Source organism: Pseudomonas sp. S3_B08 (assembly GCF_054667725.1).
The window spans coordinates 4,091,279-4,117,777 of record NZ_CP162750.1 but is presented as its reverse complement, the minus strand read 5'-3'; the positions used below and the strand labels follow the sequence as shown (position 1 = coordinate 4,117,777).

Sequence of the window (26,499 nt, the reverse complement as noted above, 5' to 3'; positions counted from 1 at the left end):
GCCCCTTTAGGCTAGGAGTTAATTGTCGTGGCTAAAGAAAAATTTGATCGTTCCCTACCGCACGTCAACGTTGGCACCATCGGTCACGTTGACCACGGTAAAACCACTCTGACTGCTGCTCTGACTCGCGTTTGCTCCGAAGTTTTCGGTTCTGCAATCGTTGACTTCGACAAGATCGACAGCGCACCAGAAGAAAAAGCTCGCGGTATCACCATCAACACCGCGCACGTTGAGTACAACTCGAAGATCCGTCACTACGCTCACGTTGACTGCCCAGGTCACGCTGACTACGTGAAGAACATGATCACCGGTGCTGCTCAGATGGACGGCGCTATCCTGGTTTGCTCGGCCGCTGATGGTCCGATGCCGCAAACCCGTGAGCACATCCTGCTGTCCCGTCAGGTTGGCGTTCCGTACATCGTGGTCTTCCTGAACAAGGCTGACCTGGTAGACGACGCTGAGCTGCTGGAACTGGTTGAGATGGAAGTTCGTGACCTGCTGTCGACTTACGACTTCCCGGGCGACGACACTCCGATCATCATCGGTTCGGCTCGTATGGCGCTGGAAGGCAAAGACGACAACGAGATGGGCACCACTGCCGTCAAGAAGCTGGTTGAAACTCTGGATGCCTACATCCCAGAACCAGTTCGTATGATCGACAAGCCATTCCTGATGCCAATCGAAGACGTATTCTCGATCTCGGGTCGCGGTACTGTTGTGACTGGTCGTATCGAGCGCGGTATCGTTCGCGTTCAGGATCCGCTGGAAATCGTTGGTCTGCGTGACACCACCGTTACTACTTGCACCGGTGTTGAAATGTTCCGCAAGCTGCTCGACGAAGGTCGTGCTGGCGAGAACTGCGGCGTTCTGCTGCGTGGTACCAAGCGTGACGACGTTGAGCGTGGGCAGGTTCTGGTCAAGCCAGGTTCGGTCAAGCCGCACACCAAGTTCACCGCAGAAGTTTACGTTCTGAGCAAGGAAGAAGGCGGTCGTCACACTCCGTTCTTCAAAGGCTACCGTCCACAGTTCTACTTCCGTACTACTGACGTGACTGGTAACTGCGAGCTGCCAGAAGGCGTTGAAATGGTAATGCCAGGTGACAACATTCAGATGACTGTTACCCTGATCAAAACCATCGCGATGGAAGATGGTCTGCGTTTCGCTATCCGTGAAGGCGGTCGTACCGTCGGCGCTGGCGTCGTAGCCAAAATCATCGAGTAAGACTTTTAAAGTCAGCTTGATGAATTGAAAAAGCCCCCGCTCAGCGGGGGCTTTTTTATTGGGTTGACACCTATCGGGGGCGTCTATAGAATTGCGCCTCCTTTTAACGGGCGTATTGCGCCCGGTGGGAATAGCAGCCGGAGTCTGAAATCCAATGCAAAATCAGCAAATCCGTATCAGGTTGAAGGCTTTTGACCATCGCCTGATCGACCAATCAACCCAGGAAATCGTGGAAACCGCGAAACGTACTGGTGCTCAAGTGCGTGGTCCAATTCCACTGCCTACCCGTAAAGAGCGGTTCACCGTTCTGGTTTCCCCGCACGTCAACAAAGACGCGCGTGACCAGTACGAGATCCGCACTCATAAGCGTGTTCTGGACATCGTCCAGCCAACGGATAAAACCGTTGACGCGCTGATGAAGCTTGATCTTGCGGCCGGTGTGGAAGTGCAGATCAGCCTCGGCTAAGACTCGGTCTTGGTCGTGTAACGCTCTGAAATGGGCGGCCATAGCGGGTGAAAGCCCCGTACACTCATGAGGTTTACAACATGACTATTGGTGTAGTCGGTCGTAAATGCGGTATGACCCGTATTTTCACCGAAGAAGGTGTCTCCATTCCGGTCACGGTCATTGAGATCGAGCCGAATCGCGTCACCCAGTTCAAAACTGAAGAGACCGATGGCTATCGTGCAGTGCAAGTCACTGTCGGCGAGCGTCGCGCTTCGCGTGTAACAGCAGCTCAGGCTGGCCACTTCGCTAAAGCGAACGTTGCCGCTGGTCGCACCACCATGGAATTCCGCCTTGAAGAAGGCGAGTACCAGGCTGGCGATCTGATCAACGCTGAAATCTTCGCCGCTGGTCAACTGGTTGATGTAACCGGTCAGTCCAAGGGTAAAGGCTTCCAGGGTACGATCAAGCGTTGGAATTTCCGCGGGCAAGATAACACCCACGGTAACTCCGTATCCCACCGCGTCCCAGGCTCTATCGGCCAGTGCCAGACTCCTGGTCGTGTATTCAAGGGCAAAAAAATGTCCGGTCATATGGGCGCTGAGCGCGTGACCGTGCAGTCCCTGGAAGTAGTGCGCGTGGACGCTGAACGCAATCTGTTGTTGGTCAAGGGTGCTGTTCCTGGCGCTACTGGCGGCAACCTGGTTGTACGTCCAGCAGCCAAGGCTCGCGGTTAAGGGGAAGCTGACATGCAATTAAATGTAAATGACGCTCAAGCGATCGAAGTTTCCGAACTGACATTTGGCGGCGAATTCAACGAGACGCTGGTTCACCAAGCAGTCGTGGCCTACATGGCCGGCGGCCGTCAAGGTAGCAAGCAGCAGAAGACCCGTTCCGACGTTCGTGGTGGCGGCAAGCGCCCATGGCGTCAGAAAGGTACTGGCCGTGCTCGTGCCGGTACTATCCGTAGCCCAATCTGGCGTGGCGGCGGTACCACTTTCGCAGCTCGTCCACAGGATCACTCCCAGAAGCTGAACAAGAAGATGTATCGCGCAGCAATGCGTTCCATCCTTGCTGAGCTGGTGCGTACTGATCGTCTGGTCGTGGTTCAGGATTTCGCTGTTGAAACTCCGAAAACCAAAGATCTGCTGGGCAAACTGAACAACATGAGCCTGACCGACGTTCTGATCGTGTCGGACGCTGTTGATCAGAACCTGTACCTGGCTGCTCGCAACCTGCCGCACGTAGATGTACGTGACGTGCAAGGTTCCGATCCAGTTAGTCTGATCGCATACGACAAGGTGTTGATCACCGTGTCGGCCGTGAAGAAATTCGAGGAGCTGCTGGGATGAACCAGGAACGCGTATTTAAAGTTCTGCTTGGCCCGCACGTTTCCGAGAAGGCTACGGTTCTGGCAGACAAGAAAGGCCAGTTCGTTTTCAAGGTTGCTACTGATGCAACCAAGCTGGAAATCAAGAAGGCCGTCGAAAGCCTGTTCAGCGTGAAAGTAGAGCGCGTCACTACCCTGAACGTTCTGGGTAAGAGCAAGCGCACTGCTCGCGGTCTGGGCAAGCGTAATGACTGGAAGAAGGCAGTTATCTCCCTTCAGCCAGGCCAAGATCTCGATTTCAGCAGCAGTGCTGAGTAAGGAAGGGGTGCATCATGGCAATCGTTAAATGCAAACCGACTTCCCCTGGCCGCCGTTTTGTGGTCAAGGTGGTCAACCAGGAGCTGCATAAAGGCGCTCCTCACGCACCGCTGCTCGAGAAAAAATCGAAGTCTGGTGGTCGTAACAACAATGGCCGTATTACCACTCGTCACATCGGTGGTGGTCATAAGCAGCATTACCGTATGGTCGATTTCCGTCGCAACGACAAAGATGGCATCGTCGCCACTGTCGAGCGTATCGAATACGATCCAAACCGTACTGCTCACATCGCACTGCTGTGCTACGCAGACGGCGAGCGTCGCTACATCATCGCCCCTAAAGGCGTGAGTGCTGGCGACCAGCTGATCGCAGGCGCTCTGGCTCCAATCAAGCCAGGCAACGCTCTGCAACTGCGCAACATTCCAGTCGGTTCTACCGTACACGGCATCGAATTGAAGCCAGGTAAAGGTGCACAGATCGCTCGTTCCGCTGGTGCTTCGGCTCAGTTGATCGCTCGTGAAGGTGTCTACGTGACCCTGCGTCTGCGTTCCGGTGAAATGCGTAAAGTCCTGGCTGAATGCCGTGCGACCCTGGGTGAAGTCTCGAACTCCGAGCACAGCCTGCGTTCGCTGGGTAAAGCTGGTGCCAAACGCTGGCGTGGCGTTCGCCCAACCGTTCGTGGTGTTGCCATGAACCCGGTTGACCACCCACATGGTGGTGGTGAAGGTCGTACCTCTGGTGGTCGTCATCCGGTATCGCCATGGGGCTTCCCGACTAAGGGCGCGAAGACTCGTGGTAATAAGCGTACCGACAAAATGATCGTCCGTCGTCGCAAGTAAATAGAGGGATACGACAGTGCCACGTTCTCTGAAAAAAGGTCCTTTTATTGATCTTCACCTACTGAAGAAGATCGAAGTGGCGGCGGAAAAGAACGATCGCAAACCAATTAAAACCTGGTCGCGTCGTTCGATGATCCTGCCACAAATGGTCGGTCTGACCATCGCAGTACACAACGGTCGTCAGCACGTCCCAGTTCTCGTTAACGAAGACATGGTCGGCCACAAACTGGGCGAGTTCGCCGGTACCCGCAACTATCGCGGGCACGTGGCTGACAAGAAAGCCAAGCGTTAAGGGGTAAGGAAATGGAAGTAGCCGCTAAGTTGTCGGGCGCTCGAATCTCCGCCCAGAAAGCCCGCTTGGTCGCCGACCAGATCCGCGGGAAGAAGGTGGGCGAAGCGCTCAACCTGTTGGCTTTCAGCAGTAAGAAAGCCGCCGAGATCATGAAGAAAGTGCTGGAGTCGGCCGTAGCCAACGCCGAGCATAACGAAGGCGCAGACGTTGATGACCTGAAGGTCAGCACCGTTTTCGTCAACGAAGGGCGTTCGCTGAAGCGCATCATGCCACGTGCCAAAGGCCGTGCTGATCGCATCGTCAAGCGGTCTTGCCATATCACTGTCAAGGTTGCTGACAAGTAACGGAGTCGAAGAGATGGGTCAGAAAGTACATCCCATTGGCATTCGCCTGGGAATCGTCAAGGAGCACACCTCCGTCTGGTACGCAGACGGTCGGACTTATGCGGACTACTTGTTCGCAGATCTGAAAGTGCGTGAGTATCTCCAAGACAAACTAAAAAGCGCGTCCGTAAGCCGTATCGATATCCATCGTCCGGCCCAAACTGCACGCATCACCATCCACACCGCTCGTCCAGGTATCGTTATCGGGAAGAAAGGTGAAGATGTTGAGAAACTGCGTCAGGACCTGACCAAGCAAATGGGTGTGCCTGTGCACATCAATATCGAAGAGATCCGCAAGCCGGAGCTCGACGGTATGCTGGTTGCGCAGAGCGTAGCTCAGCAGCTGGAGCGTCGTGTAATGTTCCGTCGCGCTATGAAGCGCGCTGTACAGAACGCCATGCGCATTGGTGCCAAAGGCATCAAAATCCAAGTGAGCGGTCGTCTCGGCGGTGCTGAAATCGCACGTACTGAATGGTATCGCGAAGGTCGTGTGCCACTGCACACCCTGCGTGCCGACATCGACTATGCCAACTACGAAGCTCACACCACTTACGGTGTGATCGGTGTAAAGGTTTGGATCTTCAAAGGCGAAGTTATTGGTGGTCGCCAAGAAGAACTGAAACCACAAGCACCAGCGCCTCGTAAAAAAGCTGCTAAGTAAGGGGTACGCCAAATGTTGCAACCAAAGCGTACGAAGTTCCGCAAGCAGATGACCGGCCACAACCGTGGTCTGGCACTGCGCGGTAGCAAAGTCAGCTTCGGCGAGTTCGCGCTGAAGTCTGTTGCTCGTGGTCGTCTCACCGCTCGTCAGATCGAGTCAGCGCGTCGTGCTCTGACCCGTCACGTAAAACGTGGCGGCAAGATCTGGATCCGTGTATTCCCGGACAAGCCGATTTCCAAGAAGCCTCTCGAGGTTCGTATGGGTAAAGGTAAGGGTAACGTGGAGTACTGGGTTGCCCAGATTCAGCCAGGCAAAGTCCTGTATGAAATCGAGGGTGTTTCTGAAGAGCTGGCGCGTGAGGCTTTCGCCCTGGCTGCTGCAAAGCTGCCGCTCGCCACCTCCTTTGTTAAACGGACGGTGATGTGATGAAAGCGAATGAACTTCGTGAAAAATCCGCACAGCAGCTGAACGAGCAACTGCTCGGCTTGCTGCGCGACCAGTTCAATCTGCGCATGCAGAAAGCAACTGGCCAGTTGGGGCAGTCTCATCTGCTCTCGCAAGTTAAGCGTGACATCGCTCGCGTGAAGACTGTGCTCAACCAGCAGGCAGGTAAGTGATCATGGCTGAAGCCGAAAAAACTGTCCGTACGCTGACTGGCCGTGTTGTCAGCGACAAGATGGACAAAACCATCACCGTTCTGATCGAGCGTCGCGTAAAGCACCCGATCTACGGTAAATACGTTAAGCGTTCGACTAAGCTGCACGCGCACGACGAAACCAATCAGTGCCACATCGGCGACAAAGTCACTATTCGTGAAACTCGTCCGATGGCCAAGACCAAGTCTTGGGCGCTGGTTGATGTTCTCGAACGCGCTGTGGAAGTCTAAGGGCTAGGGGTCGGAGAAATTATATGATTCAGACTCAATCCATGCTCGATGTGGCCGATAACAGCGGCGCTCGCCGTGTTATGTGCATCAAGGTGCTGGGTGGCTCCCATCGTCGTTACGCTGGTATCGGTGACATCATCAAAGTTACCGTGAAGGAAGCAATTCCTCGCGGTAAAGTGAAAAAAGGCCAAGTGATGACTGCTGTTGTAGTCCGCACTCGTCACGGCGTACGTCGTGCTGATGGCTCCATTATCCGCTTTGATGGCAACGCTGCTGTTCTTCTGAACAACAAGCAAGAGCCGATCGGCACCCGTATCTTTGGGCCAGTGACCCGTGAACTTCGTACTGAGAAGTTCATGAAGATCGTCTCGCTCGCCCCAGAAGTGCTGTAAGGAGATCCGACATGCAAAAGATTCGTCGTGACGACGAGATCATCGTGATCGCCGGCAAAGACAAAGGTAAGCGCGGTAAGGTGCTGAAGGTTCTTGCTGACAACCGTCTGGTTGTTGGTGGTCTGAACCTGGTCAAGCGTCATACCAAGCCTAACCCGATGTCGGGCGTACAGGGCGGTATCGTCGAGAAAGAAGCGCCACTGCACGCTTCCAACGTCGCCATCTTCAACGGCGAAACCAACAAGGCTGACCGCGTTGGTTTCAAAGTAGAAGACGGTAAGAAAATTCGTGTCTTCAAGTCGACCCAAAAAGCGGTTGATGCTTGAACACTGCTAGGTAGAAGACCATGGCACGACTAAAAGAGATTTACCGGAAGGAAATCGCTCCGAAACTTAAGGAAGAACTTAAGCTTTCGAACGTGATGGAAGTTCCGCGCGTTACCAAAATCACCCTGAACATGGGTCTGGGCGAAGCGATCGGCGACAAAAAAGTCATCGAGCACGCTGTTGCTGACCTGGAAAAGATCACCGGCCAGAAAGTCGTTGTGACCTACGCTCGTAAATCCATCGCTGGCTTTAAAGTCCGCGAAGGATGGCCGATCGGCGTCAAAGTGACCCTGCGCCGTGAGCGTATGTACGAGTTCCTGGATCGTCTGCTGTCGATCTCCCTGCCTCGGGTTCGCGACTTCCGCGGCCTGAATGCCAAGTCCTTCGATGGTCGTGGCAACTACAGCATGGGCGTGAAAGAGCAGATCATCTTCCCGGAAATCGACTACGACAAGATCGATGCTCTCCGCGGTCTGGACATTACCCTGACCACCACTGCCAAGAACGATGATGAAGGCCGCGCTCTGCTGCGTGCTTTCAAATTCCCGTTCCGCAACTGATTGGAGTAGGAAAATGGCCAAGAAGAGCATGAAGAACCGTGAGCTGAAGCGTCAGCTCACCGTTGCCAAGTACGCCACCAAGCGTGCAGCGCTGAAAGCTATCATCGTCGATCTGAACGCAAGTCCAGAAGCGCGTTGGGAAGCTACCGTAGCTCTGCAGAAGCAACCACGTGACGCAAGCGCTTCGCGCATGCGTAACCGTTGCCGCCTGACTGGTCGTCCGCACGGCGTGTACCGCAAGTTCGGCCTCGGCCGTAACATGCTGCGTCAAGCTGCAATGCGTGGTGACGTGCCAGGTCTGGTTAAAGCCAGCTGGTAATTGTTGTCAAAGTCTCGATGTTCGGGTTCGCAAGAACCTGACCATCGGTGGCCTTGAATCTGAATCAAGCCCCTTTTGGGGCTTGATTCATTTCTGGGGTGTGTCTAGAATGACCGGCTCGCCTGAGCCCGTGTTTTTCTGCCCGGAAGTTCTCGGCGACAAGTAGTAGCCGCAAGGCTAATTTTTTTGTATTAGGAGCGTCTAGCCCATGAGTATGCAGGACCCGTTAGCGGACATGCTAACTCGAATCCGTAATGCCCAGATGGCTGAAAAGTCTGTCGTAAGCATGCCGTCTTCCACGTTGAAGGCTGCTGTAGCAAAAGTCCTGAAGGACGAAGGTTACATCGCGGATTTTCAGATCACCACCGACGCCAAGCCGTCGCTGTCCATCTCGCTGAAGTACTTCGAAGGCCGTCCGGTTATCGAAGAAGTGAAGCGCGTTAGTCGTCCAGGCCTGCGTCAGTACAAGTCCGTTGAAGATCTGCCGAAAGTTCGTGGCGGTCTTGGCGTGTCTATCGTCTCCACCAACAAAGGTGTGATGACTGATCGTGCTGCGCGCGCTGCCGGTGTCGGCGGCGAAGTTCTTTGCACTGTGTTCTAAGGGGGGATAAGCATGTCTCGCGTCGCTAAGAACCCCGTTAAGCTGCCAGCCGGTGTCGAAGTCAAATTCGCAGGCCAACAGCTTTCGGTGAAGGGTGCCAAGGGCACTCTTGAACTGAACATCCATTCGTCCGTTGAGATCGTTGAAGAAGCTGGTGAGCTGCGTTTCGCTGCTCGCAATGGCGATCAACAAACTCGCGCAATGGCCGGTACCACGCGTGCGTTGGTAAACAACATGGTCCAGGGCGTAAGCCAAGGCTTCGAGCGCAAGCTCCAGCTGGTCGGTGTTGGTTACAAAGCGCAAGCAAAAGGTCAGGTTCTGAACCTGGCTCTTGGCTTCTCGCACCCAGTGGATTACGAACTGCCGGAAGGCATCACCGCTGAGACTCCTAGCCAGACCGATATCCTGATCAAGGGCATCGACAAGCAGCTGGTAGGTCAAGTGGCCGCCGAGATCCGCGACTTCCGTCCACCAGAGCCGTACAAAGGCAAAGGTGTGCGCTACGCGGACGAAGTCGTCCGTCGTAAAGAAGCCAAGAAGAAGTAGGGCATAGCAAATGACCGACAAAAAAGTTACTCGACTGCGTCGCGCTCGCAAAGCACGCCTGAAAATGCACGAACTCGAAGTCGTGCGTCTCTGCGTGTTCCGCTCGTCGCAGCACATCTACGCCCAGGTCATCTCGGCCGACGGCAACAAAGTCCTGGCAAGTGCCTCGACTTTGGATAAAGAACTGCGTGATGGTGCCACTGGCAACATCGACGCGGCCACAAAGGTTGGCCAGCTGGTCGCTACGCGTGCTAAGGCCGCTGGCGTATCGCAAGTGGCTTTCGACCGCTCTGGCTTCAAGTACCATGGCCGCGTTAAAGCGCTGGCTGATGCTGCTCGTGAAGCTGGGCTGGAGTTCTAAGTTATGTCAAATAACGACCAAAAGCGCGACGAAGGCTACATCGAGAAGCTGGTTCAAGTTAACCGCGTAGCCAAAACCGTTAAAGGCGGCCGTATCTTCACTTTCACCGCGTTGACCGTGGTTGGTGATGGTAAAGGGCGTGTTGGCTTCGGCCGTGGCAAGTCGCGTGAAGTGCCTGCTGCGATCCAGAAGGCAATGGAAGCTGCTCGCCGTAACATGATTCAAGTTGACCTGAACGGCACCACTCTGCAGTACGCGATGAAGTCCGCTCACGGCGCTTCGAAGGTGTACATGCAGCCTGCTTCTGAAGGTACCGGTATCATCGCTGGCGGCGCTATGCGTGCTGTCCTCGAAGTTGCTGGCGTTCAGAACGTTCTGGCCAAGTGCTACGGCTCGACTAACCCGGTAAACGTGGTTCACGCCACTTTCAAGGGTCTGAAGGCTATGCAGTCTCCTGAGTCCATCGCTGCCAAGCGTGGCCTGCGTGTTGAGGAGATCAAGTAATCATGGCTACCGTTAAAGTTACGCTGATCAAAAGCATGACCGGCCGCATCCCTAACCACAAACTGTGCGTTAAGGGTCTGGGTCTGCGTCGCATCGGTCACACTGTAGAAGTCCAGGATACTCCCGAGAATCGCGGGATGATCAACAAGGCTTACTACATGCTGCGTGTCGAGGGTTAATCGATGAAACTCAATGATCTGAGTCCAGCGCCGGGTTCCCGTCGCGAAAAGCATCGTCCGGGCCGTGGTATCGGTAGTGGTTTGGGCAAGACTGGTGGCCGTGGTCACAAAGGTCAGACCTCCCGCTCCGGTGGCACCATCGCTCCAGGCTTTGAAGGCGGTCAACAGCCGCTGCATCGTCGTCTGCCTAAGTTCGGTTTCGTTTCCCTGAAAGCCATGGATCGCGCAGAAGTGCGTTTGTCCGAGCTGGCTAAAGTGGAAGGCGACATCGTTACTGTGCAGTCCCTGAAAGATGCCAACGTGATCAACGTCAACGTACAGCGTGTGAAAATCATGCTGTCCGGTGAAGTGACTCGCGCTGTCACTATCGGCAAGGGAATCGGCGCCACCAAAGGTGCGCGTGCGGCTATCGAAGCAGCTGGCGGCAAGTTCGAGGAATAAATGGCTAAGCAAGGTGCTCTCTCTGCGCTCGGCAAAGGCGGTATGTCTGAACTCTGGGCTCGTCTGCGTTTTCTGTTCCTGGCGATTATCGTCTACCGAATAGGCGCACACATCCCGGTTCCAGGTATCAACCCGGACCGACTCGCAGACCTGTTTCGACAGAATGAGGGGACCATTCTTAGCTTGTTCAACATGTTCTCCGGCGGCGCGCTGGAACGGATGAGCATCTTTGCACTGGGGATCATGCCGTACATTTCGGCATCGATCATCATGCAATTGATGACCGCCGTCAGCCCGCAGCTGGAGCAGTTGAAGAAGGAAGGTGAAGCTGGCCGTCGCAAGATTAGCCAGTACACCCGCTACCTCACCGTCGCTCTCGCTCTGGTCCAGGCTATTGGCATGTCCATTGGTCTGGCGGGGCAGGGCGTCGCGTTCACTGGTGACTTTGGCTTCCATTTCGTCGCGGTAACCACATTTGTGGCTGGTGCGATGTTCATGATGTGGCTGGGTGAGCAGATTACTGAGCGTGGTGTTGGCAACGGTATCTCGATGTTGATTTTTTCGGGTATCGTCGCCGGTCTTCCGAGAGCAATCGGGCAGTCTTTCGAGTCTGCGCGTCAGGGTGATATCAACATCTTCGCCCTGGTTGCCATCGGTTTGCTGGCAGTAGCGATTATCGGTTTCGTGGTGTTCATTGAGCGTGGTCAGCGTCGTATCGCTGTTCATTACGCCAAGCGTCAGCAGGGCCGCAAGGTTTTTGCTGCGCAGACAAGCCACTTGCCGCTGAAGGTGAACATGGCCGGTGTTATTCCGGCTATTTTCGCGAGCAGCATTTTGCTGTTCCCGGCTTCGTTGGGTGCCTGGTTCGGTCAGTCTGAAGGTATGGGCTGGTTGCAGGACATCTCGCAGTCGATCGCTCCTGGTCAGCCGTTGAATATTCTGCTGTTTAGTGCAGGGATTATTTTCTTCTGCTTCTTCTATACGGCGTTGATGTTCAATCCGAAAGACGTAGCGGAAAACCTGAAGAAGTCCGGTGCCTTTATTCCGGGCATTCGTCCAGGTGAGCAGTCTGCGCGCTATATTGATGGCGTTCTGACCCGCTTGACCCTGTTCGGTGCTCTTTACATGACGGCCGTGTGCCTGTTGCCCCAATTCCTGGTGGTTGCAGCAAACGTTCCGTTCTACCTTGGCGGGACCTCGTTGCTGATCGTGGTCGTGGTTGTGATGGACTTCATGTCCCAAGTACAATCGCACCTCGTTTCGCACCAGTACGAATCCCTGATGAAGAAAGCCAACCTGAAGGGTTACGGCAGCGGCATGTTGCGCTGAGTACCCATAAGGTTCGAGGAGTTGGTGATGAAAGTTCGTGCATCGGTGAAAAAGCTGTGCCGTAACTGCAAGATTATTCGCCGCGAAGGTGTTGTTCGAGTAATTTGCAGCGCGGAACCGCGTCACAAACAGCGCCAAGGCTGAGTGTGATTGTGCTTCAAGCCCGGTAGCTAGTGCGCTACCGGGTTGATTATTTGTTATTACAGCGATATTATCTCGCGCCCTATTTCTTGGCTTCCGGGGCGTAGGTAGCTGTCAATTGGAGTCCCACTGAATGGCCCGTATTGCAGGCGTTAACATTCCAGATAACAAGCATACTGTTATCTCGCTGACCTACATCTATGGTGTTGGTCGCACTACTGCGCAGAAGATCTGTGCAGTGACTGGGGTAAACCCAGCAGCAAAGATCAAAGATCTGAGCGACGAGCAAATTGAACAGCTGCGTGGCGAAGTGGCGAAGTTCACCACTGAAGGTGACCTGCGTCGCGAAATCAACATGAAAATCAAGCGCTTGATGGACCTCGGTTGCTATCGCGGTCTGCGTCATCGTCGTGGTCTGCCAGTACGCGGTCAGCGTACCAAGACCAACGCGCGTACCCGTAAAGGTCCGCGTAAGCCGATCCGCAAGTAATCGCCCCAGCGAATCGACAGGAATTTAATCATGGCAAAACCTGCTGCTCGTCCTCGTAAAAAAGTTAAAAAGACAGTGGTTGATGGCATCGCCCACATCCATGCATCTTTTAACAACACCATCGTGACCATTACCGACCGTCAAGGTAACGCTCTTTCCTGGGCTACCTCCGGTGGTTCGGGTTTCCGCGGTTCCCGCAAGTCCACCCCGTTCGCTGCTCAAGTAGCTGCTGAACGTGCTGGTCAAGCTGCGCTGGAATACGGCCTGAAAAACCTCGACGTCAACGTCAAGGGTCCAGGTCCAGGTCGTGAATCCGCAGTCCGCGCTTTGAACGGCTGTGGCTACAAGATCGCCAGCATCACCGACGTGACGCCAATCCCGCACAACGGGTGCCGTCCGCCGAAGAAGCGCCGCGTGTAATCCAGGAGATTGTAAAGAATGGCTCGTTACATTGGTCCAAAATGCAAACTCGCTCGTCGCGAAGGCACCGATCTCTTCCTGAAGAGCGGCGTGCGCGCGATCGAATCGAAGTGCAACATTGAAGCAGCACCTGGTATCCACGGCCAGCGCCGCGGTCGCCAGTCCGACTACGGCACCCAACTGCGTGAAAAGCAGAAGGTCCGTCGTATCTACGGCGTTCTCGAGCGTCAGTTCAGCGGCTACTACAAAGAAGCTGCTGGCAAGAAAGGTGCAACCGGTGAAAACCTGCTGCAACTGCTCGAATGCCGTCTGGACAACGTTGTATACCGTATGGGCTTTGGTTCGACTCGTGCCGAATCCCGTCAACTGGTATCGCACAAGTCGATCAGCGTTAACGGTCAGACCGTAAACGTTCCGTCGTATCAGGTTCGTGCTGGTGACGTGGTTGCAGTTCGCGAGAAAGCAAAAAACCAGCTTCGCATTGTCCAAGCTCTCGATCTGTGTGCCCAACGTGGCCGCGTAGAATGGGTAGAAGTAGACACTGAGAAGAAGTCGGGCGTTTTCAAGAACGTTCCTGCTCGCAGTGATCTGTCCGCCGACATCAACGAAAGCCTGATTGTCGAGCTCTACTCCAAGTAAGGGCTAGAAAATAGGTGCATCCATGCAGATTTCGGTAAATGAGTTCCTGACACCCCGCCACATTGATGTGCAGGTTGTCAGTCCAACCCGCGCCAAGATCACTCTCGAGCCTCTCGAGCGTGGTTTTGGCCACACCCTGGGCAACGCGCTGCGCCGCATCCTGTTGTCCTCAATGCCCGGCTGCGCAGTAGTCGAGGCCGAGATTGACGGTGTGCTCCACGAGTACAGCGCCATCGAAGGTGTACAGGAAGACGTAATTGAAATCCTGTTGAACCTTAAAGGTCTGGCCATCAAGCTGCACGGTCGTGACGAAGTTACGCTGACCTTGTCGAAGAAGGGTTCGGGGGTGGTTACCGCTGCCGATATTCAGCTGGATCATGATGTCGAGATCGTTAATCCCGATCACGTAATCGCTAACCTGGCGTCTAACGGCGCCCTGAACATGAAGCTCACCGTAGCTCGTGGTCGTGGTTATGAACCAGCCGACTCGCGTCAGAGCGATGAAGACGAAAGCCGCAGCATCGGTCGCTTGCAGCTCGACTCTTCGTTCAGCCCGGTTCGCCGTATCGCTTACGTGGTGGAAAACGCCCGTGTCGAACAGCGTACCAACCTGGACAAGCTGGTTATTGATCTGGAAACCAACGGTACCCTGGATCCTGAAGAGGCTATCCGTCGCGCTGCAACCATCCTGCAACAGCAGCTGGCTGCGTTCGTCGACCTCAAAGGTGAAAGTGAGCCGCTGGTTGTCGAGCAGGAAGACGAGATCGATCCGATCCTGCTTCGCCCGGTTGACGATCTGGAACTGACTGTACGTTCGGCTAACTGCCTTAAGGCGGAAAACATCTACTACATCGGCGACCTGATTCAGCGTACCGAAGTAGAGCTGTTGAAGACTCCGAACCTGGGCAAGAAATCCTTGACTGAAATCAAGGACGTTCTGGCCTCCCGCGGTCTGTCCCTCGGCATGCGCCTCGACAACTGGCCGCCTGCAAGTCTTAAGAAGGACGACAAGGCGACTGCCTGATCGTCGTAATCACCGAACGTAGTGTTTGGTAAGGAATGAACCATGCGTCATCGTAAAAGTGGTCGTCACCTGAGCCGCACCAGCTCGCACCGCAAGGCCATGTTCCAAAACATGGCGGTGTCGCTGTTCGAGCACGAGCTGATCAAAACTACTCTGCCAAAAGCCAAAGAACTGCGCCGCGTTGCCGAGCCGCTGATCACTCTGGCCAAGACAGACAGCCTGGCTAACCGCCGTCTGGCTTTCGACCGTACTCGTTCGAAAGCTATCGTTGGTAAGCTCTTCAACGACCTGGGCAAGCGTTACGCTACCCGTGAGGGTGGCTACCTGCGCATCCTCAAGTGCGGTTTCCGCGCTGGCGACAACGCGCCTATGGCGTACGTCGAGTTGGTTGATCGTGCTACTGCCGGCGAAGCTGTATCCGCCGAGTAAGACGTCAGTCTGAAACGAAGAACCGGGCCTAGTGCCCGGTTTTTTGTGTCTGTAAGAAATGCGCCGTCCGTACAAGTTTCTGACGTGGTTGAACTGCCACTATGTGCCGGGAAAACATAATTAGTAATTATCTATCGATGCTTGCAGGTTAATGAATTTGTAGCTGTAACGTCGATGATCAATACTTCCCGCCAAGCCCATTAGCCGGCAGTTCAAGACTGACAGAGGAAGAAGACCGCATGAGCCAGACCAAGACGCTTACAACCGCCAGTGGCGCGCCAGTCGCTGATAACCAGAATTCCCGGTCCGCCGGCCCACGCGGTCCGCTGCTTCTCGACGATTTCCATCTCATCGAAAAACTCGCGCACTTCAACCGTGAAAACATTCCCGAGCGCCGTGTCCACGCTAAAGGTTCGGGCGCTTATGGTACGTTCACCGTCACCCGTGACATCACGGAATACACCAGTGCCAAGCTGTTTGAATCGGTAGGCAAACAAACGCCAACCTTTCTGCGCTTTTCTACCGTAGGTGGCGAGCGTGGTTCGGCCGACACTGAGCGCGATCCGCGCGGCTTCGCCTTGAAGTTCTACACCGAGGAAGGCAACTGGGACATCGTTGGCAACAACACGCCAGTGTTCTTCATCCGTGATCCGCTGAAGTTTCCGGACTTTATCCACACGCAAAAGCGTCTGCCGCAAAGCAACTTGAAAAGCGCGCAGATGATGTGGGATTTCTGGTCGCATTCGCCTGAAGCGTTGCATCAGGTCACCATCCTGTTTTCTGATCGTGGCATCCCTGACGGCTATCGCCATATGCACGGCTTCGGCAGTCACACTTACAGCCTGATCAACGCCAAAGGCGAGCGTCACTGGGTGAAGTGGCACTACAAGACTCAGCAAGGCATCAAGAACCTGGCACCAGCCGAGGCCGCCCGTTTGGCCGGTACCGACCCGGACTATGCGCAGCGTGACCTGTTCGAGGCCATCGAGCGTGGTGAATTCCCGAAATGGCGCGTGTGCATTCAGATTATGACCGAAGCCCAGGCGGCGGCTCATTATGAGAATCCGTTTGATGTGACCAAGACCTGGTCGCAGAAAGAGTTTCCGTTGATCGAAGTTGGTGAGCTGGAATTGAACCGCAACCCGCTTAACTACTTCGCTGAAGTCGAGCAGGCTGCGTTTGGCCCGAGCAACATGGTGCCAGGCGTGGGTCTGTCGCCAGACCGTATGCTGCAGGGTCGCGTATTCGCCTACGCTGACGCGCACCGCTACCGTGTGGGCACCAACCACCAGCAATTGCCGGTGAACGCTCCGCGCAGCCCGGTGAATACTTATCAGCGTGACGGCTCCATGGCGTTCGGCAGCAATGGCGGCGCGGCGCCGAACTATGAACCGAACAGCTACGTTGAGTCGCCGAAACAAGCGCCACATTACGCTGAGCCAGCGCTGGCCTTGAGCGGTGCCGCTGATCGCTATGATCACCGCGAAGACACCGACTACTACAGCCATGCCGGTGCCTTGTTCCGCTTGATGAGCGAAGAGCAAAAAGCGCTGCTGGTCAGCAACATTGCCGGCGCAATGGCGGGCGTTTCCAGCGACGTCGTCGATCGTCAGTTGCAGCATTTCTACAAAGCCGATCCAGCGTATGGAGAAGCAATCGCAAAGCTGCTCAGCCTACAGCTTAACGAAGTCTAAACGAGAAGCAGAACCGCCCTCATTTGGGCGGTTTTTGCGTTATTTGGCCTGCTTTTCTCAGAATATCTTCGCTTTTATTGCGTGCGGTGAGTGACCTTCCAGTCAGGTTGGTTCAAACTACAGACTTTCAGGAAGGGAGATGTAGGGCGATGCAAGGCCACCCAGATGTAATCGATTACCTCAATACGTTGCTGACCGGCGAACTGGCCGCGCGTGACCAATATTTCGTTCATTCGCGGATGTATGAGGACTGGGGGTTCACCAAGCTCTACGAGCGAATCAACCACGAGATGGAAGAAGAAGCCGGCCACGCCGATGCATTGATGCGGCGGATTCTGATGCTCGAAGGCACGCCGCGCATGCGTCCGGATGATCTGGACGTCGGCACCACGGTGCCTACGATGCTCGAAGCTGATCTGCGCCTCGAGTACAAAGTCCGCGCTGCGCTGTGCAAAGGCATCGAACTTTGCGAGCAACACAAGGACTACGTCAGTCGCGAAATTCTGCGGGTTCAGCTCAATGACACCGAAGAAGATCACACCTACTGGCTGGAAAAGCAGCTGGGCCTGATCAAGCTGATCGGTCTCGAGAACTACCTGCAATCCCACGCGTCCTGATTGCACCAGCTACAAAAAAGCCCCTGGCACCTCAAAGGTGACAGGGGCTTTTTCATGCCTGGCAGTTACGCCCGATCACGGATCAGCAAAGGCTTGAGGTAGTGGCCGGTGTGAGATTGCTTCATCTCGGCAACTTCCTCCGGCGTACCCGTGGCAATGATCTGCCCGCCTTTGGAACCGCCTTCAGGACCGAGGTCCACCAGCCAGTCAGCGGTCTTGATCACATCGAGGTTGTGCTCGATCACCACCACGGTGTTGCCGTGATCGCGCAGACGATGCAGAACATCGAGTAACTGCTGGATATCGGCGAAGTGCAGGCCGGTGGTCGGCTCGTCGAGGATGTACAGGGTCTTGCCGGTATCGCGTTTGGACAGCTCGCGCGACAACTTGACCCGCTGTGCTTCACCGCCGGACAGGGTCGTCGCCGACTGCCCGAGCTTGATGTAGGACAGGCCGACATCCATCAGCGTTTGCAGCTTGCGCGCCAGTGCCGGCACTGCATCGAAGAACTCCCGAGCTTCCTCGATGGTCATTTCGAGGGTCTCGTGGATGCTCTTGCCCTTGTACTTGATTTCAAGGGTTTCGCGGTTGTAGCGCTTGCTCTTGCACACATCGCAGGGCACGTAGATGTCCGGCAGAAAGTGCATTTCCACCTTGATCAGGCCGTCGCCCTGGCACGCTTCGCAGCGACCGCCCTTGACGTTGAACGAGAAACGCCCCGGGCCGTAACCCCGGGAGCGCGACTCGGGCACGCCGGCAAACAGTTCGCGGATCGGCGTGAACAGCCCGGTATAGGTCGCCGGGTTGGAGCGCGGCGTACGACCGATCGGGCTCTGGTCGATGTCGACGACTTTGTCGAGATGTTCCAGACCTTTGATGCTGTCATGTGCAGCCGCTTCCAGCGTGGTCGCGCCATTGAGCGCCGTGGCGCTTAGCGGGAACAGCGTGTTGTTGATCAGTGTCGATTTACCCGAACCGGATACGCCTGTCACGCAAGTCAGCAGGCCGATCGGGATGTCCAGATCGACATTGCGCAGATTGTTGCCGCGCGCACCCTTGAGCGACAGGTTGAGCTTCTTGTTGCGTGGGGTGCGTTTGGCCGGCACTTCGATCTTCACTCGGCCGGACAGGTATTTGCCGGTCAGCGAATCAGGGTGTGCCATGACTTCGTCCGGCGTGCCCTCGGCAACGATCTGCCCGCCGTGCACACCGGCGCCCGGGCCGATATCGACGACATAGTCAGCCAGACGAATCGCGTCTTCATCATGCTCGACCACGATCACCGTGTTGCCGATATCGCGCAAATGCTTGAGCGTACCGAGCAGCCGGTCGTTGTCGCGCTGATGCAAGCCAATGGATGGTTCATCGAGGATATACAGAACGCCGACCAGGCCGGCGCCAATCTGGCTTGCCAGACGAATCCGTTGCGCCTCGCCACCGGACAATGTGTCGGCACTGCGATCCAGCGACAGATAGTCGAGGCCGACGTTGACCAGGAATTGCAGACGCTCGCGGATTTCCTTGAGGATTTTGTCGGCGATCTCGCCGCGGCGACCGGTCATCTTCAGCGCACCGAAGTATTCACAGGCATCGCCGATCGGCAGATTGGTCACTGCCGGCAGGGTTTTCTCGCCGACCCAGACGTGCCGGGCTTCGCGGCGCAGACGCGTGCCACGGCAATCCGGGCAGGCCTGATGGCTGAGGAACTTGGCCAGCTCTTCACGCACGCTCGCCGATTCGGTTTCGCGATAGCGACGCTCAAGATTCGGCACGATGCCCTCGAAAGGGTGCGAGCGTTTGACGATGTCGCCACGGTCGTTCAGGTATTTGAAGTCGACGTTCTGCGAGCCGCTGCCGTGCAGGATGAACTTCTGCTGCTCGGCGCTCAGGTCGTTGAAGGGCTTGTCCAGACTGAATTTGTAGTGCGAGGCGAGTGAGCCAAGCATCTGGAAGTAATAGACGTTGCGCCGGTCCCAGCCACGGATCGCGCCCTCGGCCAGGGTCAGCTCGCCATTGACCAGACGCTTGATGTCGAAGAACTGCTTCACACCCAGGCCATCACAGGTCGGGCAGGCGCCGGCCGGGTTGTTGAAGGAAAACAGCTTGGGTTCCAGCTCGCTGATCGCATGGCCGCAGATCGGGCAGGCGAAGCGTGCGGAGAAGATCATTTCTTCGCCGGGCTCGTCGTCCATCGGTGCGACCAGGGCAATGCCGTCGGCGAGTTTCAGCGCAGTCTCGAAAGACTCGGCCAGACGTTGCTGCAGATCGGCGCGGACCTTGAAGCGGTCAACGATCACATCGATCGAATGCTTCTTCTGTTTATCCAGCTTCGGCAGCTCGTCGAGCTCGCAAATGCGTCCGTTGACCCGGGCGCGGACGAAACCCTGCGCACGCAATTCTTCGAAGACCGACAGGTGTTCGCCTTTGCGTTCGCGGATCACCGGTGCCAGCAACATCAGTTTGCTGCCTTCCGGCTGCGCCAGCACCAGATCGACCATCTGGCTGACGGTCTGCGCTTCCAGTGGAATGTCGTGATCCGGGCAACGCGGCGTACCCACGCGGGCATAGAGCAAGCGCAAGTAGTCGTAGATTTCGGTGATGGTGCCAACCGTCGAACGCGGGTTGTGCGAGGTCGACTTCTGTTCGATGGATATCGCCGGCGACAGGCCTTCGATGGTGTCGACGTCGGGTTTTTCCATCATCGACAGGAACTGCCGGGCGTAGGCCGACAGCGATTCGACATAGCGGCGCTGACCTTCGGCATACAGCGTGTCGAACGCCAGGGACGACTTGCCGGATCCGGACAGGCCGGTGATGACGATCAGTTTGTCCCGTGGCAGGGTCAGGTCGATGTTCTTCAGGTTGTGGGTACGGGCCCCACGTATCAGGATCTTGTCCAAAGTGGCCTCGCTTGGCGGGCGTCGAAAACGTAGGAGTATACGGGCAAATACTGGATGGATGCACACTATCAAACGAAGGGCGTTTTGCCGTTCATGAAGAGAGTTTCATCTATACGCGTCATAGCGTCGCGATATACCCCGTCTTCCGATGGGACTGGTAGAATCGCCGCCGGTTCACACGAGGTTTTTCCATGCACGATCCCCACAGCGAACGCATGAGTGGCAGCGAGACCCGCGCGGCGAGCGGTCTGGCCCTGGTGTTCGCCTTCCGTATGCTTGGCATGTTCATGGTGTTGCCGGTGCTGGCGACCTATGGCATGGATCTGGCGGGAGCGACCCCGGCCCTGATCGGGCTGGCGATTGGCGCTTACGGTCTGACCCAGGCAATTTTCCAGATTCCGTTCGGGATCATTTCCGACCGCATCGGTCGCCGGCCGGTGATCTACCTCGGCCTGATCGTCTTCGCTCTCGGCAGTGTTCTGGCTTCCCAGGCCGATTCGATCTGGGGCGTGATCGCCGGGCGAATCCTGCAGGGCGCCGGGGCGATTTCCGCAGCGGTGATGGCGCTGCTTTCCGACCTGACCCGCGAGCAGCATCGGACCAAAGCCATGGCGATGATCGGCATGACCATCGGCCTGTCGTTCGCCGTGGCCATGGTGGTCGGGCCGTTACTGACCAGTGCGTTCGGGCTGTCCGGGCTGTTCCTCGCCACTGGCGCCATGGCGCTGGTCGGCATCCTGATCATCATGTTCATGGTGCCGCAATCCACCGGGCCGTTGCAGCACCGTGAGTCCGGCGTCGCCCGGCAGGCACTGATGCCGACGCTCAAGCACCCGGACCTGCTGCGCCTGGATCTGGGCATCTTTGTGTTACATGCCATGTTGATGTCGAGCTTCGTCGCCTTGCCGCTGGCACTGGTGGAAAAAGCCGGTTTGCCCAAGGAACAGCACTGGTGGGTCTACCTCACCGCGCTGCTGATTTCGTTCTTCGCCATGATCCCGTTCATTATCTACGGCGAGAAGAAACGCAAAATGAAACGAGTTTTGCTCGGCGCCGTCATGACATTGATGCTGACTGAACTATTCTTCTGGCAGTTCGGCGACAGCCTGCGTGCTCTGGTGATCGGTACGGTGGTGTTTTTCACCGCGTTCAATCTGCTCGAGGCATCGTTGCCGTCGCTGATCAGCAAGGTTTCACCGGCAGGCGGCAAGGGCACGGCCATGGGCGTGTACTCCACCAGCCAGTTCCTCGGTTCGGCACTCGGCGGGATACTCGGCGGCTGGTTGTTCCAGCATGGCGGTCTGTCGGTTGTGTTCCTCGGATGCGCCGCGCTGGCTGCACTTTGGCTGGCCTTTGCTGTTACCATGCGCGAACCTCCCTACGTGACGAGCCTGCGCTTGCCGTTGTCGCCCGAAGCGATCCGCGAAGCGGGTCTGGTCGAGCGCCTCAAGGCCCTGGTAGGGGTAACAGATGCAGTGATAGTCGCCGAAGAGGCGGCTGTTTACATCAAACTGGACAAAGAATTAGTGGATCGCACCACCCTCGAACGCCTGGTCAACAACCCGGCCGGGGCTGCGTGCGACGCTTAGGAGAACGTTATGGCCCGTGGGGTTAACAAAGTCATATTGGTCGGCACTTGCGGCCAGGATCCCGAAGTTCGCTACCTGCCTAACGGTAATGCCGTGACCAACCTGAGTCTGGCCACCAGCGAACAATGGACCGACAAGCAGACCGGTCAGAAGGTCGAGAAGACCGAGTGGCACCGTGTGTCGATGTTCGGCAAGGTTGCCGAGATCGCCGGTGAATACCTGCGCAAGGGTTCGCAGGTCTACATCGAAGGCAAACTGCAGACCCGCGAGTGGGAAAAGGACGGCATCAAGCGTTACACCACTGAAATCGTGGTCGACATGCAAGGCACCATGCAACTGCTCGGCGGCCGTCCACAACAGGGCGACCAGCAAGGCGGCGGCAACAACTACCAGCAGCAGGCGCCACGTCAGCAGGCACCGCGCCCGCAGCAGTCGGCTCCACAGCAGCGTTCGGCTCCGCAAGCACCGCAGCAGGCCGCACCGCAACCGGCTCCGGATTTCGACAGCTTCGATGACGATATTCCGTTCTGATTTGCCGCTGTAACCGTCTTGAATGAAAAAGGCCCGTCGCTTAAACGACGGGCCTTTTTTGTGAGGCAATTTCAGCGCGACCCCTATCACCCGTAGGAGCTGACGAGTGCAACGAGGCTGCGATCTTTTGACGTTGCTTCTGAAGATCAAAAGATCGCAGCCTCGTTGCACTCGTCAGCTCCTACATGAGGAATTGTTTCAGTCGAGGATCAGGTGCGGCAAAAATCGACTTGAATCCTTGGTGATAAGACTATTGTCTTCACGCACACCAATCCCCGCTGCCTCATCGCCAATCACCCACGAGCCAATCAGCGTGTAGCTATCGCCAAACTTCGGCAGCGGTGCGAACTCCTGCAGGATGAATGGCGCATCGGTGTAAGGCCCGTCCTCTTTGACGATCAGACCTTCCACTGTTTGCAGTTCGATGTTGGCACCTTCGCGGGAAAAGTACGGCTTGCGCACCCAGCCCTTCGGCACCGCACTCTGCGGATTCGGATCAAGGTGCGCAGCGAGCAGATTCGGATGTCCCTTGTGCAATTCCCACAGCAGCGGCAGCGCACCCTTGTTCGACAGAATCGCCTTCCACGCCGGTTCGAAAAACTGCGTATCGCATTCGGCGATCGCTGCGCCGAACGGCTCGTGGAAGATGAATTCCCAGGCGTGCAGCTTGAACAGGTGCGGGATCCAGCGATCCTGCAGATCGACGAAACGACCTTCAGCCGTCAGGCCAATGTCTTCGATATCGATGTGGCGTGATTCGATGCCGACCTTTTCCGCGATCAGCCGCAGGTAATCGGTGGTGCCTTTGTCCTCGACCGAATCCTTCATCGACGCAAAGTAGAACGGCCGCTTCAACTGCAACTCGGCGAAGGCCTGATGCAGCTTGGTGTCGATGCTGTTGAACTGGTCAGCATGTGGCGGCAGCGTGCCACGCTCGATGCACTGTTCCAGCCAGCCCCACTGAAATGCCGCCGCTTCATAGAGGCTGGTCGGCGTGTCGTAGTTGAGCTCCAACAGTTTCGCCGGCCCGTTGCCGCTGTAGGAAAAGTCCATGCGACCGTACAGATGCGGATGACCCTCGCGCCAGGAGGTGCGGATCATGTCGTAGTACGCCGCCGGGATGCTGAGGCGATCAAGCAACTCCTCGCTGTTGACGACGCGATCAACCAGATCCATGCACATCTCGTGCAGTTCGGTGGTCGGGTCTTCCAGATCGTTTTCGATCTGCGCGAGGCTGAACTGGTAGTAGGCGCTTTCGTCCCAGTACGGTTCGTCGTCGATGGTGTGGAACAGGAAACCGAGGCTTTCGGCGGTGTGTTTCCAGTCGGGGCGCTCGGCGCAGTGGATCTTTTTCATGTCAGCTGCTCGAGCGTCCGGAACTGCTGCCCCAGCCACCCCAACCGCTGCGGGCGCTGGACTGGCTGCCGAAACCGCCGCGCGAAGTCGACGACGCAACGTTCACCGGTTTGCTCTTGCTGCTCTCGTAATCCGACTGGCTGCGCGAGGTTGTGTCAGCTCGGCGGTACTGCGTTGAGGTGTTGTACGGCTGGCGCGTTTCGCGATCACGGTAAACGGTGCGTTCGGCGTTGTTGCTCATAGCGTTGCCGATCAGCCATCCGGTCAGCCAGCCATTGCCGCCGCCACCTGAGCCACCGGAATAGTGCGAGCCGCCGTGGCTGGCGCTGCTGCTCGTGGTGTCTCCCGCCGGCATTTGCGAATTGGCGATGGCATCGAGATCCTGCGGCGTCTCGGCATTGCCCGGCACTTTGAAGCCGCCGAGTTTCGGCACGAAACGGCCATCGGAATTTTTCTGACACCAGCCAGCGGCAAAGTCTGCGTCGCACTTGGCCTTGTCGTTGTAGGCCGGGGCGATGCGCCGGTGTTCGTTCAGGGCGGCGACGTAGGCGCTGGAGCAGAGATCGGCGGCCAATTCGGCGTCGACACACTGTTCAACGCTCTGGAAGTTGCGCGGCTGATCCAGCGCCGCTGCTTCACCGGAAATCGCCATCGCCACCGATGCGGCGAGGGACAATTGCACGTATTTGCTGCGTTTCATCGAGAGGCTTCCTGCCGGTCAGTGGGACGGGGTCATGCACGCGGCATTGAGCATGCCGACGCTGATCGCCACGGCAGCCACATAGATGCCGGCCGCCACTTCGCCGTTGGCGATGCGCTGGGAAGTGCCCTTGAGCACCAGCCCGGTAGCGACAAACGCCAGCAATTGCACGACGGCGGCGATGACCGCCCAGAGGACGAAGTCGAGCACGTTGACCGAGTAGGCGATCACGTTGCTCGCCGGAATCGCGAAACCGATGATTGCCCCGGACAGGGCAATGGCGGCGGCAGTGTTGCCGGCGCGGATCAGCTCGAATTCCTTGTGCGCGGTGATGCGCGTGTAGACGAATTGAAACAGCATGAACAGCAACACGGCGCCGATCAGGTAGACGACAAAACCGACCAGCGCGGTTTTGTTCAGAGAAACGGCCAAGACTTCCAGCATGAAAAACTTCCTTTTTTAAATGGCGCTCAAATCAGTCGTGTACAGCGAGATGCCCAGCGAGGTGCTCAGGCTGACGGTGCCTTCTTCGTCCTGTTCGACTGAGAACAGCAGCAGTTCGCGGCGATCGGTCAGACCGGTGTCGCGGGCATACAGCATGGCGTGGTGCTTGATGGTGTAGGACTCGTCCGGATTGACCACGTGTTCGGTCATTGGCACCAGTTCAGTCTGCTGCAGTTCGGTGCCCCATTCGCGGGCGTATTCAACACCGTCGTGGTTGTAGGTCGGCAGACCGATCAGGCTGTTGGGGCCGGCCAGACGCTGCAGTTCGGCGTCACTGTTGACCGTCACGTAGCTGAGGTAATTGAACAGGGTGACCGACTCGACCTGATCATCGCCGGTGACGTGGATCTGCACCCAGAAATCCTCGTCGTTCATGTAATAGCGGTGCAGTTTGTTGGACTGGCCGAGATCGACCCAGCCGGCGCTCCACACCGCTTGATCGAATGGCACCCGCACCGAAGTCGAGCCTTCCAGCAGCAACGCCAGGGTCGTGTCGAAGCGCACGCCTTTGCCTTGAGCCATGCCCAGTGGGCCGCTGGCGCCGGTGGTCGTTGGCGCAGCGGTCTGCCAATTGCTGGTGCCGAGCAAGTCTTTAAACCATCCCATGGGTACGTTCCTTGAAGCGGGTGGAGGTGTTCGGGGGTGAAAAAGTGGCGGTAGTGTACCGGGCGAAGCGGTGAACGAGCAGAGGCAATTACGCCGCAAAACCATGTGGGAGCGAGCCTGCTCGCGAATGGGTTGTGTCAGTCACTCGATTCTTTGACTGTCACGACGCTTTCGCGAGCAGGCTCGCTCCCACAGGTTACCGATCAGTCATTACTGCGCGGACTTCTGCTTCAGGCGCTCAAGGATCGCATTGGCGCTGCCTTCGTTCGGCGTGATGCCGGCGTCGCGCAGTTTGCGTTCCAGGTCGTTGCCGGTAGAGGCGTCGGCCAGTTCGTCCGCTGCGCTCAGCTCGGCAGCGCGTTGCTGCTGCTTGGCTTGCAGGCGGTTCAGGGTGCCGACCGCGGTTTCCAGTTTGCCGTTGGCGCCGCCGCTGGCAATCGAGGCGCTGACCTGGGCTTTCTGCACGCTATCGCGGGCCTTGGCCATGTCCACTTGCTGGCGCAGGCTCTTGATCCGCGATTCGGCTTTGCTGATGTCTTTGCGCATGTTGTCGGCGTAGGCGCCGAATTCATCGCTGAGTTTCTTCTCGGCAGCGAGGTCGTTGGTCAGGGTCGAAATCGCTTCGGCCACTTCCAGCGCCAGGTCTTCGCGGCCGGCATTCAACGCGGCCACAGCCTTGGCTTCGAGGTCCTTGATCTTGGCGTCGTATTCGCTGACGCGGTCGGCGGCCAGTTTGTGCTTGGCCATGATCGTTACCAGTTCGCGGCGGGCATTGGACAGCGCGGTGTCCGCGTCGCGGATTTCCTGATCGAGGATGCGCAGGGCCTGCTGGTCGGCGATGGCTTCGCCAACTTCATTGGCGCCGCCGCGCAGTGCGGTGAACAACTTGCTCCAGATGGACTGAGTCATTGGATATTCCCTGTTGA

At 56.8% G+C, this 26,499-nt stretch carries 39 protein-coding genes; 33 read left to right on the top strand and 6 right to left on the bottom strand.

Translation table 11 applies throughout. From position 1 onward, the window contains the following. Positions 1 to 27: 27 nt before the first annotated feature. The 31 genes from tuf to bfr all read left to right on the top strand — a co-directional run bounded on the left by tuf (position 28) and on the right by bfr (position 17,387). On the top strand, positions 28 to 1,221 hold the full coding sequence (tuf, locus tag AB4N73_RS18710; protein ID WP_064361246.1) for an elongation factor Tu: 1,194 nt from the start codon (positions 28 to 30) through the stop codon (positions 1,219 to 1,221). Between the two features lie 154 nt (positions 1,222 to 1,375). Then, entirely contained in the window at positions 1,376 to 1,687 is a 312-nt protein-coding gene (rpsJ, locus tag AB4N73_RS18705; RefSeq protein WP_003186070.1) for a 30S ribosomal protein S10, read from the top strand. 80 nt (positions 1,688 to 1,767) lie between these two features. Further along, the gene (gene rplC, locus AB4N73_RS18700) at positions 1,768 to 2,403 is read left to right on the top strand and encodes a 50S ribosomal protein L3 (RefSeq protein ID WP_003228738.1); all 636 of its coding nucleotides are present in this window, start codon (positions 1,768 to 1,770) and stop codon (positions 2,401 to 2,403) included. Positions 2,404 to 2,415: 12 nt separating this feature from the next. Next, on the top strand, positions 2,416 to 3,018 hold the full coding sequence (gene rplD, locus AB4N73_RS18695) for a 50S ribosomal protein L4 (RefSeq protein ID WP_003228735.1): 603 nt from the start codon (positions 2,416 to 2,418) through the stop codon (positions 3,016 to 3,018). Next, positions 3,015 to 3,314, top strand: coding sequence for a 50S ribosomal protein L23 (gene rplW, locus AB4N73_RS18690; RefSeq protein WP_002555488.1), 300 nt, complete (start codon positions 3,015 to 3,017; stop codon positions 3,312 to 3,314). Before rplD ends, rplW begins: the two co-directional genes overlap by 4 nt. A 14-nt stretch (positions 3,315 to 3,328) precedes the next feature. After that, a complete protein-coding gene (gene rplB / locus AB4N73_RS18685; RefSeq protein WP_016772943.1) occupies positions 3,329 to 4,153 on the top strand; it encodes a 50S ribosomal protein L2 in 825 nt (274 codons plus the stop codon). Between the two features lie 16 nt (positions 4,154 to 4,169). Further along, positions 4,170 to 4,445 (top strand): 30S ribosomal protein S19, encoded by a 276-nt coding sequence (gene rpsS, locus AB4N73_RS18680; RefSeq protein WP_011336172.1) that lies wholly within the window; start codon positions 4,170 to 4,172, stop codon positions 4,443 to 4,445. Positions 4,446 to 4,456: 11 nt separating this feature from the next. Next, positions 4,457 to 4,789, top strand: coding sequence for a 50S ribosomal protein L22 (rplV, locus tag AB4N73_RS18675; protein WP_003103908.1), 333 nt, complete (start codon positions 4,457 to 4,459; stop codon positions 4,787 to 4,789). 13 nt (positions 4,790 to 4,802) lie between these two features. Next, the gene (gene rpsC, locus AB4N73_RS18670) at positions 4,803 to 5,489 is read left to right on the top strand and encodes a 30S ribosomal protein S3 (RefSeq protein ID WP_003176422.1); all 687 of its coding nucleotides are present in this window, start codon (positions 4,803 to 4,805) and stop codon (positions 5,487 to 5,489) included. A gap of 12 nt (positions 5,490 to 5,501) precedes the next feature. Further along, positions 5,502 to 5,915 (top strand): 50S ribosomal protein L16, encoded by a 414-nt coding sequence (gene rplP, locus AB4N73_RS18665; RefSeq protein ID WP_003228729.1) that lies wholly within the window; start codon positions 5,502 to 5,504, stop codon positions 5,913 to 5,915. After that, positions 5,915 to 6,106 (top strand): 50S ribosomal protein L29, encoded by a 192-nt coding sequence (gene rpmC, locus AB4N73_RS18660; RefSeq protein ID WP_002555481.1) that lies wholly within the window; start codon positions 5,915 to 5,917, stop codon positions 6,104 to 6,106. Before rplP ends, rpmC begins: the two co-directional genes overlap by 1 nt. 2 nt (positions 6,107 to 6,108) lie before the next feature. Beyond that, positions 6,109 to 6,375, top strand: a complete 267-nt coding sequence (rpsQ, locus tag AB4N73_RS18655) for a 30S ribosomal protein S17 (RefSeq protein ID WP_003194644.1) — start codon at positions 6,109 to 6,111, stop codon at positions 6,373 to 6,375. Between the two features lie 23 nt (positions 6,376 to 6,398). After that, positions 6,399 to 6,767, top strand: coding sequence for a 50S ribosomal protein L14 (gene rplN, locus AB4N73_RS18650; RefSeq protein ID WP_002555479.1), 369 nt, complete (start codon positions 6,399 to 6,401; stop codon positions 6,765 to 6,767). Positions 6,768 to 6,778: 11 nt separating this feature from the next. Further along, a complete protein-coding gene (gene rplX, locus AB4N73_RS18645; RefSeq protein ID WP_003186046.1) occupies positions 6,779 to 7,093 on the top strand; it encodes a 50S ribosomal protein L24 in 315 nt (104 codons plus the stop codon). Between the two features lie 20 nt (positions 7,094 to 7,113). Then, positions 7,114 to 7,653: a 50S ribosomal protein L5 gene (rplE, locus tag AB4N73_RS18640; protein WP_003210069.1), complete on the top strand. Its 540-nt coding sequence runs from the start codon at positions 7,114 to 7,116 to the stop codon at positions 7,651 to 7,653. A 13-nt stretch (positions 7,654 to 7,666) separates the two neighbouring features. Beyond that, the gene (gene rpsN, locus AB4N73_RS18635) at positions 7,667 to 7,972 is read left to right on the top strand and encodes a 30S ribosomal protein S14 (RefSeq protein WP_003186042.1); all 306 of its coding nucleotides are present in this window, start codon (positions 7,667 to 7,669) and stop codon (positions 7,970 to 7,972) included. A 208-nt stretch (positions 7,973 to 8,180) separates the two neighbouring features. Continuing rightward, entirely contained in the window at positions 8,181 to 8,573 is a 393-nt protein-coding gene (gene rpsH, locus AB4N73_RS18630) for a 30S ribosomal protein S8 (RefSeq protein ID WP_016772944.1), read from the top strand. Positions 8,574 to 8,585: 12 nt separating this feature from the next. Beyond that, on the top strand, positions 8,586 to 9,119 hold the full coding sequence (rplF, locus tag AB4N73_RS18625) for a 50S ribosomal protein L6 (protein ID WP_003228722.1): 534 nt from the start codon (positions 8,586 to 8,588) through the stop codon (positions 9,117 to 9,119). Positions 9,120 to 9,129: 10 nt separating this feature from the next. Next, entirely contained in the window at positions 9,130 to 9,480 is a 351-nt protein-coding gene (gene rplR, locus AB4N73_RS18620; protein ID WP_003186037.1) for a 50S ribosomal protein L18, read from the top strand. Positions 9,481 to 9,483: 3 nt separating this feature from the next. Then, complete coding sequence (gene rpsE, locus AB4N73_RS18615) at positions 9,484 to 9,984, top strand: 30S ribosomal protein S5 (RefSeq protein WP_007955637.1); 501 nt, start codon at positions 9,484 to 9,486, stop codon at positions 9,982 to 9,984. A gap of 2 nt (positions 9,985 to 9,986) precedes the next feature. Then, the gene (gene rpmD, locus AB4N73_RS18610; protein WP_003176408.1) at positions 9,987 to 10,163 is read left to right on the top strand and encodes a 50S ribosomal protein L30; all 177 of its coding nucleotides are present in this window, start codon (positions 9,987 to 9,989) and stop codon (positions 10,161 to 10,163) included. Positions 10,164 to 10,166: 3 nt separating this feature from the next. Then, positions 10,167 to 10,604, top strand: coding sequence for a 50S ribosomal protein L15 (gene rplO, locus AB4N73_RS18605; RefSeq protein ID WP_003228720.1), 438 nt, complete (start codon positions 10,167 to 10,169; stop codon positions 10,602 to 10,604). Then, the gene (gene secY / locus AB4N73_RS18600) at positions 10,605 to 11,933 is read left to right on the top strand and encodes a preprotein translocase subunit SecY (RefSeq protein ID WP_016772945.1); all 1,329 of its coding nucleotides are present in this window, start codon (positions 10,605 to 10,607) and stop codon (positions 11,931 to 11,933) included. Positions 11,934 to 11,960: 27 nt separating this feature from the next. Beyond that, positions 11,961 to 12,077 carry a 50S ribosomal protein L36 gene (gene rpmJ, locus AB4N73_RS18595; RefSeq protein WP_002555468.1) on the top strand — a complete coding sequence of 39 codons (117 nt, stop codon included), beginning with the start codon at positions 11,961 to 11,963 and terminating at the stop codon, positions 12,075 to 12,077. Between the two features lie 130 nt (positions 12,078 to 12,207). Then, positions 12,208 to 12,564, top strand: coding sequence for a 30S ribosomal protein S13 (rpsM, locus tag AB4N73_RS18590; RefSeq protein WP_003186020.1), 357 nt, complete (start codon positions 12,208 to 12,210; stop codon positions 12,562 to 12,564). 30 nt (positions 12,565 to 12,594) lie between these two features. Further along, on the top strand, positions 12,595 to 12,984 hold the full coding sequence (rpsK, locus tag AB4N73_RS18585) for a 30S ribosomal protein S11 (RefSeq protein ID WP_002555466.1): 390 nt from the start codon (positions 12,595 to 12,597) through the stop codon (positions 12,982 to 12,984). An 18-nt stretch (positions 12,985 to 13,002) separates the two neighbouring features. Next, positions 13,003 to 13,623 (top strand): 30S ribosomal protein S4, encoded by a 621-nt coding sequence (gene rpsD / locus AB4N73_RS18580; protein WP_003176404.1) that lies wholly within the window; start codon positions 13,003 to 13,005, stop codon positions 13,621 to 13,623. Positions 13,624 to 13,645: 22 nt separating this feature from the next. Beyond that, a complete protein-coding gene (locus AB4N73_RS18575) occupies positions 13,646 to 14,647 on the top strand; it encodes a DNA-directed RNA polymerase subunit alpha (protein ID WP_016772946.1) in 1,002 nt (333 codons plus the stop codon). A 42-nt stretch (positions 14,648 to 14,689) separates the two neighbouring features. After that, complete coding sequence (gene rplQ / locus AB4N73_RS18570; protein WP_003176402.1) at positions 14,690 to 15,076, top strand: 50S ribosomal protein L17; 387 nt, start codon at positions 14,690 to 14,692, stop codon at positions 15,074 to 15,076. A gap of 239 nt (positions 15,077 to 15,315) precedes the next feature. Further along, the gene (locus tag AB4N73_RS18565; RefSeq protein ID WP_095181967.1) at positions 15,316 to 16,770 is read left to right on the top strand and encodes a catalase; all 1,455 of its coding nucleotides are present in this window, start codon (positions 15,316 to 15,318) and stop codon (positions 16,768 to 16,770) included. 149 nt (positions 16,771 to 16,919) lie between these two features. Next, positions 16,920 to 17,387 (top strand): bacterioferritin, encoded by a 468-nt coding sequence (gene bfr / locus AB4N73_RS18560; RefSeq protein WP_016772947.1) that lies wholly within the window; start codon positions 16,920 to 16,922, stop codon positions 17,385 to 17,387. Positions 17,388 to 17,452: 65 nt separating this feature from the next. Here bfr and uvrA read toward each other — a convergent pair whose 3' ends face one another. Further along, the gene (uvrA, locus tag AB4N73_RS18555) at positions 17,453 to 20,287 is read right to left on the bottom strand and encodes an excinuclease ABC subunit UvrA (protein WP_039761937.1); all 2,835 of its coding nucleotides are present in this window, start codon (positions 20,285 to 20,287) and stop codon (positions 17,453 to 17,455) included. Positions 20,288 to 20,478: 191 nt separating this feature from the next. Here uvrA and AB4N73_RS18550 point away from each other — a divergent pair, with 191 nt between their 5' ends. Then, positions 20,479 to 21,876 (top strand): MFS transporter, encoded by a 1,398-nt coding sequence (locus AB4N73_RS18550; protein WP_041477665.1) that lies wholly within the window; start codon positions 20,479 to 20,481, stop codon positions 21,874 to 21,876. A 9-nt stretch (positions 21,877 to 21,885) separates the two neighbouring features. Continuing rightward, entirely contained in the window at positions 21,886 to 22,407 is a 522-nt protein-coding gene (locus AB4N73_RS18545) for a single-stranded DNA-binding protein (RefSeq protein WP_041477666.1), read from the top strand. A gap of 198 nt (positions 22,408 to 22,605) precedes the next feature. On the opposite strand, the gene AB4N73_RS18540 is transcribed toward AB4N73_RS18545, so the two are convergent. From AB4N73_RS18540 to AB4N73_RS18520, 5 genes are all read right to left on the bottom strand, one after another. Then, entirely contained in the window at positions 22,606 to 23,763 is a 1,158-nt protein-coding gene (locus AB4N73_RS18540; protein WP_236169660.1) for a glutathionylspermidine synthase family protein, read from the bottom strand. Position 23,764: 1 nt separating this feature from the next. Next, positions 23,765 to 24,463: a DUF1190 domain-containing protein gene (locus AB4N73_RS18535; RefSeq protein ID WP_056790788.1), complete on the bottom strand. Its 699-nt coding sequence runs from the start codon at positions 24,461 to 24,463 to the stop codon at positions 23,765 to 23,767. 18 nt (positions 24,464 to 24,481) lie between these two features. After that, complete coding sequence (locus tag AB4N73_RS18530; RefSeq protein WP_016772952.1) at positions 24,482 to 24,907, bottom strand: DUF350 domain-containing protein; 426 nt, start codon at positions 24,905 to 24,907, stop codon at positions 24,482 to 24,484. A gap of 15 nt (positions 24,908 to 24,922) precedes the next feature. After that, a complete protein-coding gene (locus tag AB4N73_RS18525; protein ID WP_252886877.1) occupies positions 24,923 to 25,573 on the bottom strand; it encodes a DUF2491 family protein in 651 nt (216 codons plus the stop codon). 210 nt (positions 25,574 to 25,783) lie between these two features. Continuing rightward, positions 25,784 to 26,482, bottom strand: coding sequence for a PspA/IM30 family protein (locus AB4N73_RS18520; protein ID WP_041477670.1), 699 nt, complete (start codon positions 26,480 to 26,482; stop codon positions 25,784 to 25,786). Positions 26,483 to 26,499: the final 17 nt, after the last annotated feature.